Raw genomic sequence first — 17,304 nt, 5'->3', positions numbered from 1 at the left:
TGGTCGACGCGGAACTGTAGGAGCCGGCTTGCCGGCGAAGGCGTCCTTGAATATTGCATCGAGTTTGCGGGCCTCTTCGCTGGCAAGTCAGCTCCTACAGGGGTTTGCGCAAGGCATTGCTTTGTGGTCGCGCGATCTGCTGTTGCGCCAGGCCGATGAAGGCGCTCATGGCCGAGGTGATCATCGTGTCGTTGCGGCGGATGAACACCGTGGAGACATTGGCGAACTCCGGCGGCAGGGTGTGGCAGCGGATGGCATGGCGCACGCTGCAATTTTCCGCGATGGCCTTGGGCAGCAGGGTCACACCCATGCCCGCGGCCACGCACGAGAGGATGCCATCGAGGGTGCCCAGTTCCATGATCTGGTTCGGCACCAGGCCCACCTGGTAGAACCAGTTTTCCAGGGTCGAGCGATAGAAGCAGCCGGTGCGGAACACCAGCACGGTCTGCTGGGGCATTTTCTCGATCAGCGCCGGCAGCGTTTCGAACTGGTTGCTGCTGACCAGCACCAACTCTTCGCAAAACACTTCTTCCTGGGCCAGCGCCGAGTTCTGGTGGAAGCCACCGACAAAGGCACCGTCGAGGCGATGGGCTTCGATCGCCTTGATCAGCTCGACCGTGGTGCCGGTCAGCAACGACAACTGCACTTGGGGAAACTGCTCGCGGTATTTGGTCAGCACTTGCGGCAAACGAATGGCCGCAGTGGTTTCCATCGAGCCCAGCCTCAGCAGGCCGGTCGGGCTGCCGGTGTCCATCAGGGCGCTGCGGCTCTCGTCGGTCAGTTGCAGGATGCGCCGCGCGTAGCCGAGGAACGTCTCGCCCGCCGACGTGAGCACCACCCCGGACTTCTTGCGGATGAACAGCTCGCGATTGAGTTCGGCTTCCAGTTCCTTGACGCGCATGGTGACGTTGGACTGCACCGTGTTCACCTGCAACGCGGCGGCGGTGAAGCTGCCCAGCTCGGCCACGGCGCAGAAAATCTTCAATTGGCGCATTTCCATGATCGTCACCATCCATCTTTAAAAGTGATTGTTGACATACTTATTGATCACTTTACGGGCTTTTCCGCTGATTAGTAAAGTGGCCTAAACCCGGTATTTATTGCAGGTCGACCCATGACACTGACTTCGAAAATTGACCATGTCTTCGCCGGCGGCCTGGGGGTGTTGGAACCCGAAGGGCAGCGTACCGGCATCTTCAAGCAACGCCGCGCTGGCCCCGTACGCGTGGAGTTGCACGGGATCGTCGGCGACCAGCACGGCGACACCCGGGTGCACGGTGGCCCGGAGAAGGCGGTGCATCAGTATGCGGCGCAAAACTACCCGCGTCTGGCGCAGTCGTTTGTGCCCAGTGCCGGGCAATTGGTCGCGGGGAGCCTGGGGGAGAACATTTCCGCGTTCGGGCTCTCTGAACTCAACGTGCACATCGGCGACGTGTTTCGCGTCGGCAGCAGCGTGTTGCAGGTGTCCCAGCCACGCAGCCCGTGCTGGAAAATCAACCATCGCTTTGACGCCGAGCACATGTCCATGTTCGTCGCCCGGGAGCGGATCACGGGGTGGTATTACCGGGTGCTCGAGCCGGGATTCCTGGAAGCGGGGGACCCCATCGAATTGCTGGAGCGGCATGACGAACGCTTTTCCATCGACCAGTTCTGGAAGGTGCAACTGTCGCACCGGCCGGTGATCGACGATCTGCTGGCGCTGGCGGCGAGCCACGGCCTCGCCGCGGACTGGAAGCGCCGCCTGGGTGAACGGGCGAAGTGGCTGCTTCATAAAATATGATCCATAAGATCATTAATCATCATTTTACATGATTTATCGGCGGGCCTACCTTGGCCATGTCGGGAGCAGTCAACAGCCCCGGCCTGACAACAACAAGAGATGGCTCTTATCCACCACCAGGGGACACCCGCCATGAGCACCCAGCCTGCAGATATCGCACACTACATTCACGGTCGCCTGACGCCCGGCACTTCCAGTCGCTCGCAGTCCGTCACCAACCCTGCCACCGGTTCGGTGATCGGCAAGGTGGCCCTTGCCAGCGCTGCTGACGTCGACGCCGCGGTGCAGTCCGCCGCCCGCGCATTCCCGGCCTGGTCGGCGACGCCGCCGCTGCGCCGCGCGCGCATCCTGTTCAAGTTCCTCGCGCTGCTGAACGAGCACCGCGACACCCTGGCGCGGATGATCACCACCGAACATGGCAAGGTCTTCACCGATGCCCAGGGCGAAGTGACGCGCGGTATCGAGGTCGTCGAGTTTGCCTGCGGCATCCCGCAACTGCTCAAGGGCGACTACACCGAGCAGGTCTCGACCAACATCGACAACTGGACCCTGCGCCAGTCCCTGGGCGTGGTGGCCGGCATCACGCCGTTCAACTTCCCGGTGATGGTGCCGATGTGGATGTTCCCGGTGGCCATCGCCTGCGGGAACACCTTCGTGCTCAAGCCGAGCCCGATCGATCCATCACCGGCGTTGCTGATCGCCGAGCTGTTCAAGGAAGCCGGGCTGCCGGACGGCGTGTTCAATGTGGTGCAGGGCGACAAGGAAGCCGTGGATGCGCTGCTCGACCACCCTGAAGTCAAGGCCGTGAGCTTCGTCGGCTCGACGCCGATCGCCAACTACATCTACGAGACCGGGGCTCGCCACGGCAAGCGCGTCCAGGCGTTGGGCGGGGCGAAGAACCACATGGTGGTGATGCCCGATGCCGACGTCGACCAGGTGGTCGACGCGCTGATCGGTGCCGCCTTCGGTTCTGCCGGCGAGCGCTGCATGGCGATCTCGGTGGCGGTGTTTGTCGGCGACGTGGCCGACAAGGTCATGCCGAAACTGCTGGAGCGCACCCGCACGCTGAAGATCCTCGAGGGCATGAACCTGGCCGCCGAAATGGGCCCGATCGTCTCGCAAGCGGCGCACGAGCGCATCACCGGCTACATCGAGCAAGGCATCGCTGAAGGCGCCGATCTGCTGGTCGACGGCCGCGGCTTTGATGGCGCGCGGGCCGGTGCCGATTGCGCCGGTGGCTTCTGGCTGGGAGGCACGGTGTTCGACCATGTCACCCCCGAGATGAAGATCTACAAGGAGGAAATCTTCGGTCCGGTGCTGGCCTGCATGCGGGTCAAGGATTTTGCCGAGGCGGTCGATCTGGTCAATGCCCATGAATTTGGCAACGGCACCGCGTGCTACACCCGCGACGGTCACATCGCCCGTGAATTTGCGACCCGTATCCAGGTGGGCATGGTTGGCATCAACGTGCCGATTCCGGTGCCGATGGCGTGGCACGGATTCGGTGGCTGGAAGCGCTCGCTGTTCGGTGATGTGCACGCCTATGGCGAAGAGGGCGTGCGTTTCTATACCAAACAGAAATCCGTCATGCAGCGCTGGCCGAACAGCATCGCCAAGGGCGCCGAGTTTGCCATGCCGACTTCAAAGTAGGCATTTTTCGAGTTGGAGGGCGTGCAGGCGAGGCTTGCACGCTGCCCCTGGCTCCAGCATCCACTTTCATTTATCAGGTTCAGGTGCTGCCATGTCCAATCCTCTGTTGTCCCTTTTGCAGATCGAACTGCCGATCATTCAAGCGCCGATGGTGGGCGTCTCCACCCCCGGGCTCGCGGCGGCGGTGTCCAATGCGGGCGGGTTGGGTTCCATCGGCATTGGCGCGAGCACTGTCGAGCAGGCGCGGGTCATGCTGCGCGAGACGGCGGCACAGACCGGCAAGCCCTTCAACGTGAATGTTTTCTGCCACCAGCCCGCAGTCCGGGACGCCGTGCGGGAAGCGCAGTGGCTGCAGTTTCTGGCAGGGTTTTTCGCCGAGTTTGGCGCCACGGCACCCGGGTCGCTGCGGGAAATCTACACTTCGTTCGTCGAAGATGCCGGGATGCTGCAGATGCTGCTGGAAGAAAAGCCGGCGGTGGTCAGCTTCCATTTTGGCCTGCCCGGACAAGCGGCCATCGATGCACTCAAGGCGGCTGGCATCCTGCTGCTGTGCTCCGTGACCAGCCTGGCCGAAGCGCAGGCGGCGCAGGACGCGGGTGTGCATGCACTGGTGGCTCAGGGGTACGAGGCCGGCGGGCATCGTGGGGTGTTCGATCCGCAGCAGGATGTGCAGATGGGCACCTTGGCCCTGGTACGGGTCCTGGTCGATGCCTGCCGGCTGCCAGTGATCGCAGCGGGCGGCATCATGGACGGTGCCGGCATCAACGCCGTCATGCAGTTGGGTGCCAGTGCCGCGCAACTGGGCACGGCGTTCATTCTCTGCCCGGAGTCGTCCGCGAACGGCGCCTACCGTGAAGCGCTCAAAGGGCCGCGGGCGCAGCAGACGCGCGTCACCAGCGTCATCTCCGGCCGCCCGGCCCGGGGCATGGTCAATAGAAACTTCACCAGCCTCGAGGTGCCAGGCATCGTCTTGCCGGACTACCCGCTCACCTATGACGCCAACAAGGCGCTCAATGTCGCAGCAGCGACCCGGGGCAATAGCGATTTTGCCGTGCAATGGGCCGGGCAGGGCGCACCGCTGGCGCGGGAACTACCGGCTGCGGCGTTGGTGGAGTTGCTGGTGGCCGAGATGCAATCCGGTCATGGTTTTGTTGTAACTTAGGCGACAGGACTGAATCGGTTTCCAAGGGATGAACCATGACATTGACGGCCGAAAGGTTGGTCGGCATCGCAATGACCAACCCGATCAACGCGCAATTGATTTCACGCTTGCCTGGGCTTGGCCTGGATCAATGCCTGCTCACGGCAGGCTGCCTGTTCCAGGCGGTATGGAATGCAAAGGCGCAACGGGATCCTGGCTGGGGCGTGAAGGATTACGACGTTTTTTACTTTGATACAGACCTGTCCTGGGAGGCTGAGGACGAGGTCATCCACCGGGCTCGAGCGCTGTTCGAGGACCTGGGGGTCAATGTTGAATTCAAGAATCAGGCGCGCGTGCACCTTTGGTACGAGCAGCGCTTTGGTGGGAATTATCCGAGGCTTGATTCGGCCAGGGACGGGGTTGATCGCTACCTGGTGGCGGGCACCTGTATCGGCCTGGATGTCGCCACCGGCGAGGTCTATGCCCCCTATGGCCTGGCGGATGTCGACCAGGGCGTGCTGCGCATCAACCCGGCAAACCCAAGGCCTGAGCTGTTTGAACAGAAGGCGAAAAGTTATCAGGCTCGCTGGCCGTGGTTGAGGATTGTGTAACCCTGTAGGAGCTGCCGCAGGCTGCGATTTTTTGACGTTGATTTTTCAAGATCAAAAGATCGCAGCCTGCGGCAGCTCCTACAGGGGAACGTGTTCGCTTGAGATCAGGCAACGAACGCCGATGCCAGGGCAAGGTTGCTGTCCTGGGCCGCAGCGACCAGGTGCAGAGGCACATGCGGTTGCTCGATCGGGGTGACAATTTCAAAGCTTCCTACAATATGCAGCTGTCGCTCGCTCAGTCCGGTCGACTCTTGTTCCTTTGCCTTAGCCATTCTCGCGTGGTTCGCTGCGATTTCGTTGAGAGTTGACACGTTACATCTCCGGTGACTGACCAAGCGTATTGCTGGAGTCCTTTAGCGTTGATTGGATGGCCGTCGCGTCAGTTTTATGTCGTTCGCGATGGCTAACGCGGGCCGGTGCAATCCTCACGCCAGAGGAGGCCGGGATTAACCCGGACGATTTCATTTGCGACGAAAGGTTATGGGCAAGATTTGGGCATCGGATCAAAACACGATGCCTATCTTCGCGCCATACTCGTCTCGGGTCTGTTTGTCGAAGTCGGTGAACTGAAACTGACCGTCCGTTTCATATTCGTACCGGTTGAAGTAAAGGCTTGCAATCACGGGAACAGACCCTTGCTGGTTGAACAGCCAACTCAGCTCTACAAAAGGATTGGTGGTGTCTTCAAGGTCCAGTTCCTGGTTGCCCACATCATTGATTTCCAACCGCGAGTCGCCGTCAATAACCTGCCGAACCCCTGCTTCCAGGCGCAAAGTCGAATTGCTGAAGGCGTGGTTGTAGCCCAGCGCCAATTTAGCGAAGGGGGTGCGATTGGTGAGGTTGATGTCGTACCTGTTGAAGTCCGGGTCATAACGGTTCCACTTATAGCCCGCTCCGATCAAAACGTCTAAAAAATTCTCGGTATCCAAAGCCAGCCTCCAGCCCAGGTCCAGGTCGGCCTGGCCATCGCTGACGCGCTGATGCTTTTCTTCAGAGTACTGACCGGTGATTTCCGCCTGATACACAAGGCCGGGCCCGCCGGTCATCTTGTTGCCGAAGTTGAGGAACAGGCCCGCCTCGGGGATATGCTCTGTACTGGTGGTTCCACGGCCGGAGAACTCCAGTTCGCTATAGCTTCCCAGCAGCCCGACGGCAAAAACAGGCGCTTGGGAAGGTGTTGCGCTAGTGATTGGCGGGGCGAGACCCGCAAGCAGGGAAGTGACAACAGCAGCAAGACTGGTTCTATTCATGAGAACTCCATCAGCGCAGTACCGGTCCGTGGTGGACCTGTCACTAACAACAATAGTCGGTTTTGGTGCGACGTTAGACCGGTCGTCGGAGCGAACGAAAAAAAGATGGCATTTCGCCTTGACGTCATCTTTTTGTCGCGTGCAGGTGCGATGTTGCGGGGTCGTCAGAGGAATCCTGTCCGACGAACTGCGCTTCTGCTCTTTCGATCTGTGCCCAGTGCGGGCACAATGCGCATCCTTTTTTTGGCTGGCCTTGCCGGAGGCCTCGAAATGATCAAAACGCCGTACTACCTCATCGACAAGCAAAAGCTGCTGGGCAACATGGAAAAGATTGCCTACGTGCGTGAACAGTCCGGGGCCAAGGCCCTGCTGGCGCTCAAGTGCTTTGCCACCTGGTCGGTGTTCGACCTGATGCAGCAGTACATGGATGGCACCACCTCGTCGTCGCTCTACGAGCTCAAGCTCGGCCGCCAGAAGTTCGCCGGCGAGACCCACGCCTACAGCGTCGCCTGGGCCGATGACGAAATCGAGGAGATGCTCGACAACTGCGACAAGATCATCTTCAACTCCATCGGCCAATTGCAGCGCTACACTGAAGCATCTGCAGGCAAGGTCCGTGGTCTGCGGGTCAACCCCCAGGTGAGCAGCTCCGATTACCTGCTGGCCGACCCGGCACGCCCGTTCAGCCGCCTGGGCGAGTGGGACCCGGTGAAGATCGAGCAGGTCATCGAGCAGATCTCCGGCTTCATGTTCCACAACAACTGCGAGAACGGCGACTTCGGCCTGTTCGACCAGATGCTGTGCACCATCGAAGAGCGTTTCGGCCATCTGCTGCACAAGGTCGAATGGGTCAGCCTCGGTGGCGGCATTCACTTCACCGGTGAAGGCTATGCACTGGATGAGTTCTGCGCGCGCCTGAAGGCGTTCTCGCAGAAGTACGGTGTGCAGGTGTACCTGGAGCCGGGCGAAGCGGCCATTACCCAGAGTGCGTCGCTGGAAGTCACCGTGCTCGACACCCTCTACAACGGCAAGCACCTGGCGGTCGTGGACAGCTCCATCGAAGCGCACATGCTCGACCTGCTGATCTACCGCCTGAACGCCAAGCTGGCCCCGAGCGCGGGTGAGCACACCTACATGGTGTGCGGCAAATCCTGCCTGGCCGGGGACATTTTCGGTGAGTACCAGTTCGATCGTCCGCTGGCCATTGGCGACCGCCTGTCGTTCGTTGACGCCGCGGGCTACACCATGGTCAAGAAGAACTGGTTCAACGGCCTGAAAATGCCGTCCATCGTAGTGAAACAACTCGACGGTACTGTCGAGGTGGTTCGTGAGTTCGGTTACAACGACTATATGTCCAGCCTCTCGTAAGCTGGCTGAGAAGGAGAGAGAGAAAAATTGAAGAAGAACGTACTTATCATTGGTGCAGGAGGTGTCGCCAAGGTGGTGGCCCACAAGTGCGCGCAGCACAACGACGAACTCGGTCGTATTGCTATCGCGTCGCGCAACATCTCCAAATGCCAGGCCATCATCGACAGCGTCAAGGCCAAGGGCAGCCTCAAACAGCCCGCTGAAATCAAGGCATTCACCCTCAATGCCCTGGACGTCGAGGCGACCAAGAAGCTGATTCGCGAAACCGAATCGCAGATCGTCATCAACGTCGGTTCCGCTTTCCTCAACATGTCGGTGCTGCGCGCCTGCATCGATACCGGCGTGGCCTACCTGGACACCGCCATTCACGAAGAACCGGGCAAGATTTGCGAGACGCCGCCCTGGTATGGCAACTACGAGTGGAAACACCTCGAGGAATGCCAACAAAAGAACGTTACCGCCATTCTTGGCGTGGGCTTCGATCCGGGCGTGGTCAACGCCTATGCGGCCCTGGCCAAGCAACAGTATTTCGACAGCATTGATTCGATCGACATCCTCGACGTCAATGCTGGATCCCATGGCAAGTACTTTGCCACCAACTTCGATCCGGAAATCAATTTCCGCGAGTTCACCGGGCAGGTGTGGAGCTGGCAGGACAGCCAGTGGACCAGCAACACCATGTTCGAAGTCAAGCGCACCGACGACCTGCCGGTAGTAGGTTCGCAGAACCTGTACCTGACCGGTCACGACGAAGTGCACTCGCTGTCGAAGAACCTCGGCGTGCCCAACGTGCGCTTCTGGATGAGCTTCGGCGAGCACTACATCAATGTGTTCACCGTGCTCAGGAATCTTGGCCTGCTCTCCGAGCAACCGGTCAAGACCGCCGAAGGCCTGGAAGTCGTGCCGCTCAAAGTGGTCAAGGCCGTACTGCCTGATCCGAGCTCGCTGGCCCCTGGCTACACCGGCAAGACCTGCATCGGTGACCTGGTCAAGGGCACCAAGGATGGCAAGCCACGCGAAGTATTCATCTACAACGTCGCGGATCACGAGGAAGCCTTTGCCGAAACCGACAGCCAGGGCATTTCCTACACCGCCGGCGTACCACCGGTGGCTGCAGCCCTGCTGGTAGCTCGCGGCGAGTGGGACGTGCAGCGCATGGTCAACGTCGAGGAGCTGCCAGCCGAGGCGTTCCTGAAGGCGCTGGACGTGATGGGCCTGCCGACCCGCATCAAGGACGAGCACGGCGACCGTGCGTGGGACTGCAACGCCTGAGGCATTTCAAACGAAAAAAACGCCGCTCATTGAGCGGCGTTTTTGTATCAAAGACAAGATCAAAAGATCGCAGCCTGCGGCAGCTCCTACAGGGATTTTGCCGATACCGAGTCAATGCAGGAGCTGCCGCAGGCTGCGATCTTTTGGCGGATCAGTGGCGATCCAGCCACACCGTCTGCGCATTGCAGAATTCGCGCACGCCGAAGTGCGATAGCTCGCGACCGAACCCGCTTTTCTTCACCCCACCGAACGTCACCCGCGGGTCGCTGGCGCAGTAGCCATTGATGAAGACCCCGCCGGTTTCCAGCTCGCTGGCCATCTGCTCGGCCTGCTCGACGTTACCGCTGTAGATGGTGGCAGCCAGACCGAACTCACTGTCGTTCGCCAGCTCCAGCGCATGCGCTGCGTCGCGGGCGGTGATGATCGAAGCCACCGGGCCAAACAGCTCCTGCTTGAACGAGGTCATCTGGTCAGTCACGCCAGCCAGCACCGTGGGCTCATAGAAGTTGCCCGGCCCCTCGGCTTTCTGGCCACCCAGCAACAAGGTCGCGCCTTCCTCCAGGGTGTCGCGCACCTGTTGATCCAGTTCGTCACGCAGATCGAAGCGGGCCATCGGGCCGATATAGGTTTCGGCGGACAGCGGATCGCCGACGGCCAATTGGCGCGTGGCTTCGACAAAGCGGCGGGTGAACTCCTCGACAATGCCTTGCTCGACGATCAACCGCTTGGCCGCCGCACAGACTTGCCCGGTGTTCTGGTAACGCCCGATCACGGCCGCCTTGACGGCGTCGTCGAGGTTGGCATCGTTGAGCACGATGAACGGATCGGAGCCGCCCAGTTCCAGGACGGACTTCTTCAGCACTGCACCGGCCTGGGCCCCAATGGCCATGCCGGCGCGCACGCTGCCGGTCAGGGTGACGGCGGCGATGCGTGGGTCGGCAATCGCCGTGGAAACACCGTCCGGCGTAACGTTGATCACCTCGAAAACACCTTCGGCGAAGCCTGCCTGCTTGAACGCATCAAGCAGCAGGTAGGCGCTGCCCATCACATTCGGCGCGTGCTTGAGTACGTAGGTGTTGCCGGCCAGCAGGGTTGGAACGGCACCGCGCAGCACTTGCCAGATCGGGAAGTTCCACGGCATGACCGCGAGAATAGGCCCCAGTGGGCGATATTCGATACGTGCCTTGCCGCCTTCGACCAGGGTCGGTTCGGCGCTGAGCATGGCCGGGCCGTGCTCGCCGTACCACCCGCAGAGCTGCGCACATTTTTCGATTTCACCGCGGGCCTGGGCGATCGGCTTGCCCATTTCCAGGGTGATCATGCGCGCCATGGCCTCGGCGTTATCGCGCAATGCCTGGCCCAGGGCAAGCAGGCGTTGCACGCGTTGTGCCACCGGTTGGCGGCTCCAGACACGGAACCCGGCTGCAGAGCGCGCCAGGGCGGCCTGCAATGCCTCGGCGGATTCGAAAGGGTAGTGGCCGATCTGTTCACCGGTAGTCGGGTTGATCGAAATGGCGTGGGTAAGGCTGGATACGTGGGTCATGGCACCGTCCTGCGGGGTGGGAATGTGCTCAGGTTACGGTGCTGTATGTTTTCTTGAAACTGAATAATAATGAGCGAGATGTTCACGTTTGGAGAATGCATTGGACCTGGTTCAGCTCGAGATTTTCAAGGCTGTCGCCGAGCACGGCAGCATCAGCGTGGCCGCGCAGCACATCCACCGTGTGCCTTCGAACCTGACCACGCGGATCAAGCAACTGGAGCAGGACCTGGGCGTGGACCTGTTCATCCGTGAAAAGAGCCGCCTGCGCCTGTCGCCGGCCGGATGGAGTTTCCTCGATTACGCGCGGCGGATTCTCGACCTGGTCCAGGAAGCCCGCGCCACCGTGGCGGGCGAAGAACCCCAGGGCACCTTTCCCCTGGGCTCGCTGGAGAGCACCGCGGCGGTGCGGATTCCCGCGCTGCTGGCGGCCTACAACCAGCAGTACGCCAAGGTCGAGCTGGACCTGTCCACCGGGCCCTCCGGGACCATGATCGACGGGGTGCTGGCGGGACGCCTGACCGCCGCTTTTGTCGATGGCCCGGTGCTGCACCCGGCGCTGGAGGGCGTACCGGCGTTCGAAGAAGAAATGGTCTTGATTGCACCGCTCAACCACAGCCCGATCCTTCGCGCGCAGGATGTGAACGGCGAGAACATCTACGCCTTCCGCTCCAACTGCTCCTACCGCCACCACTTCGAAAGCTGGTTCGCCAAGGACGCGGCAGTGCCGGGCAAGATCTTCGAAATGGAGTCCTATCACGGCATGCTCGCCTGCGTCAGCGCCGGCGCCGGCCTGGCCCTGATGCCGCGCAGCATGCTGCAAAGCATGCCCGGATGCAGCACGGTCAGCGTCTGGCCGTTGTCGGAGTCTTTCCGCTATTTGCGCACTTGGCTGGTATGGCGCAGGGGCACGGTGTCGCAGAGCCTGACCATGTTCGTGCGGTTGCTGGAGGAGCGGTGTGAAGTGACGGATTAGTCGGGCGCACACCAGAAAAAATTTGACATATGTTATTTGTGATCACATATTGGACCCATAAGAACGTCCAATGTGAGCTCACTCATGACAGATCAACCGATCCTCCTGCCCACCATGCGCCAGGTTTCCCGCGATACCCTGCAGGACCAGGTCTACCGGCAGATCCGCGAAGCGCTGATGAGCGGCCGCTTCCAGCCGGGCCAGAAGCTGACCATCCGCGGTCTGGCCGAGGCCCTCGGCTCCAGCCCGATGCCGGTGCGTGAAGCGCTCAACCGCCTGAGTGCCGAGAACGCCTTCGAAGTCACCGAAACCTCCCGCCTGCGTGTGCGCATGATGACTCCCGAACGCCTGCGCGAGATTCGCGACGCCCGGGTAGCGCTTGAAGGCCTGCTGGCCGAAAAAGCGGTCATCCTGCTCAACGACACCGACCTCAAGGACATCAGCCACCTGTGCGACCAGATGCAGCAGGCTGCCGACAGCGTCGACGTGGCCCGTTACCTGTGGACCAACTTCGCTTTCCACCGGCGCATCTATGCGGTGGCCAAGGCCGAGCTGACCGTCGCTGCCGTGGAGAATTTCTGGCTGCACATGGGCCCCTGCTTTGCGCTGGTCGCCCCCGACAAGGCGCACCTGCAGCGCTCGATGGAAGCGCACCACCGCATCGTCGAGGCCCTGGCCGCGCGTGACGGCGCAGCGGCCCGGGCGGCGGTCACCGACGACATCATGCAGGCCGCCGACTCCCTGGCGCGCCTGATCGTCAAGAGCGACAGCAAACGGTCGCCTGTCTCTGGAGTAAAAAAAGCATGAGCGTTCTCAACCGACTGGTTCCCTACACCGGCCTGCGCGTCCTGATCTCCGGCGGAGCCGCCGGGATCGGCGAAGTGCTGGCGGCGGCCTACATGGAAGCCGGTGCCAAGGTGCATGTGTGTGATGTCAGCGAAGCGGCCCTGGCGTCGTTCCGCGATCGGTACCCGGACAGTGTGGCCACCCGCGCAGATGTGGGTGACCCGGCGCAGATCGAAGCGGTGTTCAAGGTGCAGCGCGAACAGTTCGGCGGTCTCGATGTGCTGGTCAACAACGCCGGCATCGCAGGTCCCACCGCCGGGATCGACGCGATCACCGACGAGGAATGGCAGCGTACCGTCGACATCAACCTCACTGGGCAATACCGATTTGCGCATCACGCGGTGCCAATGCTTAAAGAATCACCCAACGCGCACCTGATCCACATCGCGTCAGTTGCCGGCCGTTTGGGTTACGCCTGGCGCACCCCGTACGCCGCGACCAAGTGGGCCATCATCGGCCTGATGAAATCCCTGGCGTCCGAGCTTGGCGAAAGCGACATCCGCGTCAACGCCTTGCTGCCCGGCATCGTCGAAGGCCCGCGCATGGACGGTGTGATCCGCGCCCGCGCCGAGCAGATGAACGTGCCTGAAGCCGAGATGCGCGAGGAGTACCTGCAAAAGATCTCGCTAAAACGCATGGTCACCGCCGAGGACGTCGCCGCCATGGCGCTGTTCCTCTGTTCACCCGCCGCACGCAACGTGACCGGCCAGGCCATCAGTGTGGATGGCAACGTCGAGTACCTGTAAGCGTCTCGACCCTGATCGCAATCACGACCGGACTTAATCCGCGTCGAGTGACCCCAATAACTTTCTCGTCAAGAACAAGAACGGAGAACACTCATGTCCAAAAAACGACCGATCATCATCACCTGTGCCGTCACGGGCGCCATCCACACGCCATCGATGTCGCCGCACCTTCCGATCACGCCGCAGGAAATCGCCGATGCCGCCATCGGTGCCGCCGAGGCCGGCGCCTCGATTGTCCACCTGCATGCCCGTGATCCCATCGATGGCCGGCCGAGCCAGGATGTCGACCTGTTCCGTCAGTTCCTGCCGCAGATCAAGGCCAAGAGCGATGTGGTGATCAACATCACCACCGGCGGCGCGCCGACCATGGGCGTGGAAGAACGCCTGCAGCCCGTGGCGCAACTCAAGCCGGAGCTGGCTTCGCTGAACATGGGCTCGATGAACTTCGGGCTGTACGAAATGCTCGATCGCTTCACCGAGTTCAAGCACGACTGGGAGCGCCCATACCTGGCCGAGAGTGACGACCGGATCTTCCGCAATACCTTCCGCGACATCGCCCATATTCTCAATGCCTGCGCCGAGAACCGCACCCGGTTTGAAATCGAGTGCTACGACATCGGCCACCTCTACACCGCCGCGCACTTCCTGCAGCGCGGGTTGCTCAAGGCGCCGATTTTCATCCAGTCGGTGTTCGGCCTGCGCGGCGGCATCGGTGGCCATCCAGAAGACCTGGCGCACATGCGCCGTACCGCCGACCGCCTGTTTGGCGACGCGTACCAATGGTCGATTCTCGGCGCCGGGCGCAATCAGATTCCGCTGGGCACCATGGGCCTGTCGATGGGCAGCCATGTGCGCGTCGGCCTTGAGGATTCGCTGTGGGACGGCCCGGGCAAGCTGGCGGCGTCCAACGCCGATCAGGTCAAGCGCATCCGCACGGTGATCGAAGCCCTGGGCGGGCGTGTGGCAACCCCGGATGAAGCGCGGGAAATGCTCGACCTCAAGGGCAAGGACCAGGTCGATTTCTAACTTCGCACTTCTCGAACACTCGAAAAGGTTAGTCCGATGACAATAATAAATAGAACTGACGCGCTTTCCGGACCCCGCGATTCGGCGACGTTGAACAAGCTGATGTTTGTAAAACTCATGCCCTTGCTGATTGCGGCCTACGTGCTGAGCTTTCTCGACCGCACCAACATCGCGTTGGCCAAGCATCACCTGGATGTCGACCTGGGCATTTCAGCCGCCGCCTACGGGCTGGGTGCCGGGTTGTTCTTCCTCACCTACGCACTGTCGGAAGTGCCCAGCAACCTGATCATGCACAAGGTCGGCGCGCGGTTCTGGATTGCGCGAATCATGGTCACCTGGGGCTTGATCTCGGCGGCAATGGCGTTTGTCCAGGGCGAAACCTCGTTCTACGTGTTGCGCCTGCTGCTGGGCATCGCCGAAGCAGGCCTGTTCCCTGGCGTCATGCTGTACCTGACGTACTGGTTCGGCCGTGAACAGCGAGCCCGGGCGACAGGCTACTTTCTGCTGGGCGTGTGTTTCGCCAACATCATTGGCGGGCCACTGGGTGCCGTGCTCATGCAACTGGACGGTGTCTGGGGCTGGCGTGGCTGGCAGTGGATGTTCATGCTCGAGGGCTTGCCAGCGGTGTTCTTCGCCATGGTGGTGTGGAAAAAACTGCCGGACCGTCCCAGCAAGGCGCCGTGGCTGAGCGCCACCGAAGCCCGGCAGATCGAGCAGCAATTGGCCGCGGAAGAGGAGGAGGGCGCCGGTGCCGGTGGTCACTCGCTCAAGCAATGCCTGACCCCGCAGATCCTGTTGGCGATCCTGGTCTACTTCTGTCACCAGATCACCATCTACACGGTGATCTTTTTCCTGCCCGGCATCATCGGCAAATACGGCGACCTGAGCACTTTGCAGATCGGCTTGCTGACCTCCCTGCCTTGGCTGGCGGCAGCGGCGGGGGCTATCGCACTGCCGCGATTCGCCACCACGCCGGCGCGGTCCCGGCAGATACTGGTAGCCGGTTTGCTGACCATGGCCGCGGGACTGGGAATCGCCTCGCTGGCGGGACCGGTGATCAGCCTGCTGGGCTTCTGCATCTCGGCGGTGATGTTCTTCGTCGTGCAGTCGATCATCTTTCTCTACCCGGCTTCGCGACTCAAGGGCGCCGCGCTCGCAGGAGGCCTGGGGTTCGTCAACTCGTGCGGCCTGCTGGGCGGTTTCGTCGGCCCCTCGGTGATGGGCTTGATCGAGCAAAGCACCGGCAATGCCATGAACGGCATGAAGGTCGTGGCGATCATCCTGGTGCTTGCGGCGATTGCAGCGCTGCGACTGCGCCAGGGTCATGAGCAGAAGGTGGATAAACAGCGGCTGCAAAGTCGGCGCCAGGCTGTATGAGGGCGCGCTGACAACAATGCAGCCTGCTGGGCGTAAGGAGCGGGGCGCTGAAGCAGGAGGTTCAGCGCCCTGTCTGTTGTACAGTGTCGAGCAATGACCTGGCCGAACTGGAATGACCAATGTCTCAACGCCGCTCAACATGGATTGCTCTGCTGGTAGCCGTCACGTTCTTCATGGAGAACCTCGACGCCACGGTGATCGCTACGGCGTTGCCCGACATGGCCAGGACCTTTGGCGTCGCGCCGGTGGACCTTAACATTGGCATGAGCGCCTACATGCTCGCGGTGGCGGTATTTATTCCCATCAGCGGCTGGTTGGCCGATCGCTTTGGTACGCGCTGGGTATTCTGTTCGGCGATCGTGTTGTTCACCCTGTCCTCGTTGATGTGCGGGTTAAGCAATAGCCTGGAAACCTTTGTCGCCGCGCGCGTGCTGCAGGGTATGAGCGGCGCGATGATGGTACCGGTGGGGCGCCTGGCGGTGCTGCGTACCACCGAGAAAAAAGACCTGGTGCGCGCGATCTCGTTCATTACCTGGCCCGGCCTGGTGGCTCCGGTACTCGGTCCTCCGGTGGGCGGCTTCATCGTCACACATGCTTCCTGGCCGTGGATTTTTTACCTCAATCTACCCTTGGGTGTGCTGGCCCTGATTGTCGCGCTGGTCCTGCTGCCCAAACGGGACGACGCCAGTGCCAGGGCGTTCGATTTCAGTGGATTCCTGCTGGTGGGCATCGCCAGTGCTGCCTTGTTGTATGGCGTTGAGATGCTCGGGCAAAGCCAGGACGATCTGGTGCAAGGGCTGGCGCTGAGTGGTGCCGGTGCGGTGCTCGGTGTTGTTGCCTGGCGACATATGCGTCGGCATGCGCACCCACTTTTGGCGCTGGGGGTAACCGGTATTCGTACCTTCAACGTCTGCCTGTGCGGCGGCTCGATTTTCCGGATCGCCATCAGCACCTTGCCGTTTCTCCTGCCGCTGATGTTTCAACTGGCGTTCGGTCTTTCCGCGTTCGATGCGGGGCTGCTGGTATTGGCGGTATTTGCCGGCAACCTGGCGATGAAACCCTTCACCACCTGGGTGATGCAGCGTTGGGGATTTCGTCCGGTACTGATGGTCAACGGCGTCCTGGGCGTCCTGGCGATAGCGGCCTGCGCCTTGCTGGATGAGCGCATGAGCCCGGCGCTGATCCTGTTCATCCTGTTCGTCGGCGGCCTGTCACGCTCCATGCAGTTCACCGTGTTCAACACCCTGGCCTTTGCCGAAATCCCCAAGGAGCAGATGAGCGACGCTTCGACCTTGTTCAGCATGTTCTTCCAGTTGAGCATGGCGATGGGCGTGGCCATTGGCGCGCTGCTGCTGCGCCTTGCCATGAACATCCATGGCACGCCAGGACACGCCGAGACGGGCGACTTTCAGTTGGCGTTCCTGTGTGTGGCGGTGATTGCGGCCATCGCCTTGCTGGACAATCTGCGACTGCCGCCACAGGTGGGCGAGTCGGTGTTGCAGCGTGCTCGGGCCAAGGATTAGTCAATGGCGGATTTGTGCGGGAGCGAGCAGGGGATCACCCCCAGACACAAATCCCGGCAACACCCAATAAACCTGTAATTGGATGGACTCGCCCCAGCCGAGGCGTCAATGCGCCACGGTGGCAGTCTAAACAGCCAACGGCAGCGAGGGCGAGTCCATGAAAAAGCATAGTTCGATTGATCAATCCCTGTCTTCTAC

The 17,304-nt window shown here is 61.3% G+C and carries 16 protein-coding genes; 12 read left to right on the top strand and 4 right to left on the bottom strand.

Annotated elements, in window-relative coordinates:
* Positions 1-94 precede the first annotated feature (94 nt).
* The gene (locus SOP85_RS29150; RefSeq protein WP_323609150.1) at positions 95-1,000 is read right to left on the bottom strand and encodes a LysR family transcriptional regulator; all 906 of its coding nucleotides are present in this window, start codon (positions 998-1,000) and stop codon (positions 95-97) included.
* Positions 1,001-1,114: 114 nt separating this feature from the next.
* Between SOP85_RS29150 and SOP85_RS29145 the strand changes: the two genes are divergently transcribed.
* The 4 genes from SOP85_RS29145 to SOP85_RS29130 all read left to right on the top strand — a co-directional run bounded on the left by SOP85_RS29145 (position 1,115) and on the right by SOP85_RS29130 (position 5,182).
* Positions 1,115-1,780 carry an MOSC domain-containing protein gene (locus SOP85_RS29145; RefSeq protein ID WP_323629156.1) on the top strand — a complete coding sequence of 222 codons (666 nt, stop codon included), beginning with the start codon at positions 1,115-1,117 and terminating at the stop codon, positions 1,778-1,780.
* Between the two features lie 132 nt (positions 1,781-1,912).
* Complete coding sequence (locus tag SOP85_RS29140) at positions 1,913-3,430, top strand: CoA-acylating methylmalonate-semialdehyde dehydrogenase (RefSeq protein WP_323629154.1); 1,518 nt, start codon at positions 1,913-1,915, stop codon at positions 3,428-3,430.
* Between the two features lie 91 nt (positions 3,431-3,521).
* Positions 3,522-4,592 carry an NAD(P)H-dependent flavin oxidoreductase gene (locus SOP85_RS29135; protein ID WP_323629152.1) on the top strand — a complete coding sequence of 357 codons (1,071 nt, stop codon included), beginning with the start codon at positions 3,522-3,524 and terminating at the stop codon, positions 4,590-4,592.
* Positions 4,593-4,627: 35 nt separating this feature from the next.
* Positions 4,628-5,182: a nucleotidyltransferase family protein gene (locus SOP85_RS29130; RefSeq protein ID WP_323629151.1), complete on the top strand. Its 555-nt coding sequence runs from the start codon at positions 4,628-4,630 to the stop codon at positions 5,180-5,182.
* A 104-nt stretch (positions 5,183-5,286) separates the two neighbouring features.
* Here SOP85_RS29130 and SOP85_RS29125 read toward each other — a convergent pair whose 3' ends face one another.
* Both SOP85_RS29125 and SOP85_RS29120 read right to left on the bottom strand, forming a co-directional pair.
* Complete coding sequence (locus tag SOP85_RS29125) at positions 5,287-5,493, bottom strand: hypothetical protein (RefSeq protein WP_323629150.1); 207 nt, start codon at positions 5,491-5,493, stop codon at positions 5,287-5,289.
* A 192-nt stretch (positions 5,494-5,685) separates the two neighbouring features.
* Positions 5,686-6,432 carry a hypothetical protein gene (locus tag SOP85_RS29120; protein WP_274078042.1) on the bottom strand — a complete coding sequence of 249 codons (747 nt, stop codon included), beginning with the start codon at positions 6,430-6,432 and terminating at the stop codon, positions 5,686-5,688.
* A gap of 270 nt (positions 6,433-6,702) precedes the next feature.
* Here SOP85_RS29120 and SOP85_RS29115 point away from each other — a divergent pair, with 270 nt between their 5' ends.
* Both SOP85_RS29115 and SOP85_RS29110 read left to right on the top strand, forming a co-directional pair.
* Positions 6,703-7,800 carry a carboxynorspermidine decarboxylase gene (locus SOP85_RS29115; protein WP_274078041.1) on the top strand — a complete coding sequence of 366 codons (1,098 nt, stop codon included), beginning with the start codon at positions 6,703-6,705 and terminating at the stop codon, positions 7,798-7,800.
* Between the two features lie 27 nt (positions 7,801-7,827).
* Positions 7,828-9,072 (top strand): saccharopine dehydrogenase family protein, encoded by a 1,245-nt coding sequence (locus tag SOP85_RS29110; RefSeq protein WP_274078040.1) that lies wholly within the window; start codon positions 7,828-7,830, stop codon positions 9,070-9,072.
* 151 nt (positions 9,073-9,223) lie between these two features.
* On the opposite strand, the gene SOP85_RS29105 is transcribed toward SOP85_RS29110, so the two are convergent.
* Entirely contained in the window at positions 9,224-10,615 is a 1,392-nt protein-coding gene (locus SOP85_RS29105; protein WP_323629148.1) for an aldehyde dehydrogenase family protein, read from the bottom strand.
* Between the two features lie 100 nt (positions 10,616-10,715).
* Between SOP85_RS29105 and ptrR the strand changes: the two genes are divergently transcribed.
* The 6 genes from ptrR to SOP85_RS29075 all read left to right on the top strand — a co-directional run bounded on the left by ptrR (position 10,716) and on the right by SOP85_RS29075 (position 17,106).
* Positions 10,716-11,588: a putrescine utilization regulator PtrR gene (gene ptrR / locus SOP85_RS29100; protein ID WP_323629146.1), complete on the top strand. Its 873-nt coding sequence runs from the start codon at positions 10,716-10,718 to the stop codon at positions 11,586-11,588.
* An 84-nt stretch (positions 11,589-11,672) separates the two neighbouring features.
* Positions 11,673-12,395 (top strand): GntR family transcriptional regulator, encoded by a 723-nt coding sequence (locus SOP85_RS29095; RefSeq protein WP_323629145.1) that lies wholly within the window; start codon positions 11,673-11,675, stop codon positions 12,393-12,395.
* A complete protein-coding gene (locus tag SOP85_RS29090) occupies positions 12,392-13,180 on the top strand; it encodes an SDR family oxidoreductase (protein ID WP_323629143.1) in 789 nt (262 codons plus the stop codon). Before SOP85_RS29095 ends, SOP85_RS29090 begins: the two co-directional genes overlap by 4 nt.
* 93 nt (positions 13,181-13,273) lie before the next feature.
* A complete protein-coding gene (locus tag SOP85_RS29085) occupies positions 13,274-14,206 on the top strand; it encodes a 3-keto-5-aminohexanoate cleavage protein (RefSeq protein WP_110751312.1) in 933 nt (310 codons plus the stop codon).
* Between the two features lie 36 nt (positions 14,207-14,242).
* A complete protein-coding gene (locus SOP85_RS29080) occupies positions 14,243-15,583 on the top strand; it encodes an MFS transporter (protein WP_323629142.1) in 1,341 nt (446 codons plus the stop codon).
* A 119-nt stretch (positions 15,584-15,702) separates the two neighbouring features.
* Positions 15,703-17,106 carry a DHA2 family efflux MFS transporter permease subunit gene (locus tag SOP85_RS29075; RefSeq protein WP_323629141.1) on the top strand — a complete coding sequence of 468 codons (1,404 nt, stop codon included), beginning with the start codon at positions 15,703-15,705 and terminating at the stop codon, positions 17,104-17,106.
* Positions 17,107-17,304: the final 198 nt, after the last annotated feature.

Origin of the sequence: Pseudomonas sp. YuFO20 (genome assembly GCF_035064975.1) — a bacterium.
GTDB classification, from domain to species: Bacteria; Pseudomonadota; Gammaproteobacteria; order Pseudomonadales; family Pseudomonadaceae; genus Aquipseudomonas; species Aquipseudomonas putida_AE.
Note: the sequence above shows the minus strand (reverse complement) of the source record. Positions and strands in the feature narration are given on the sequence as shown.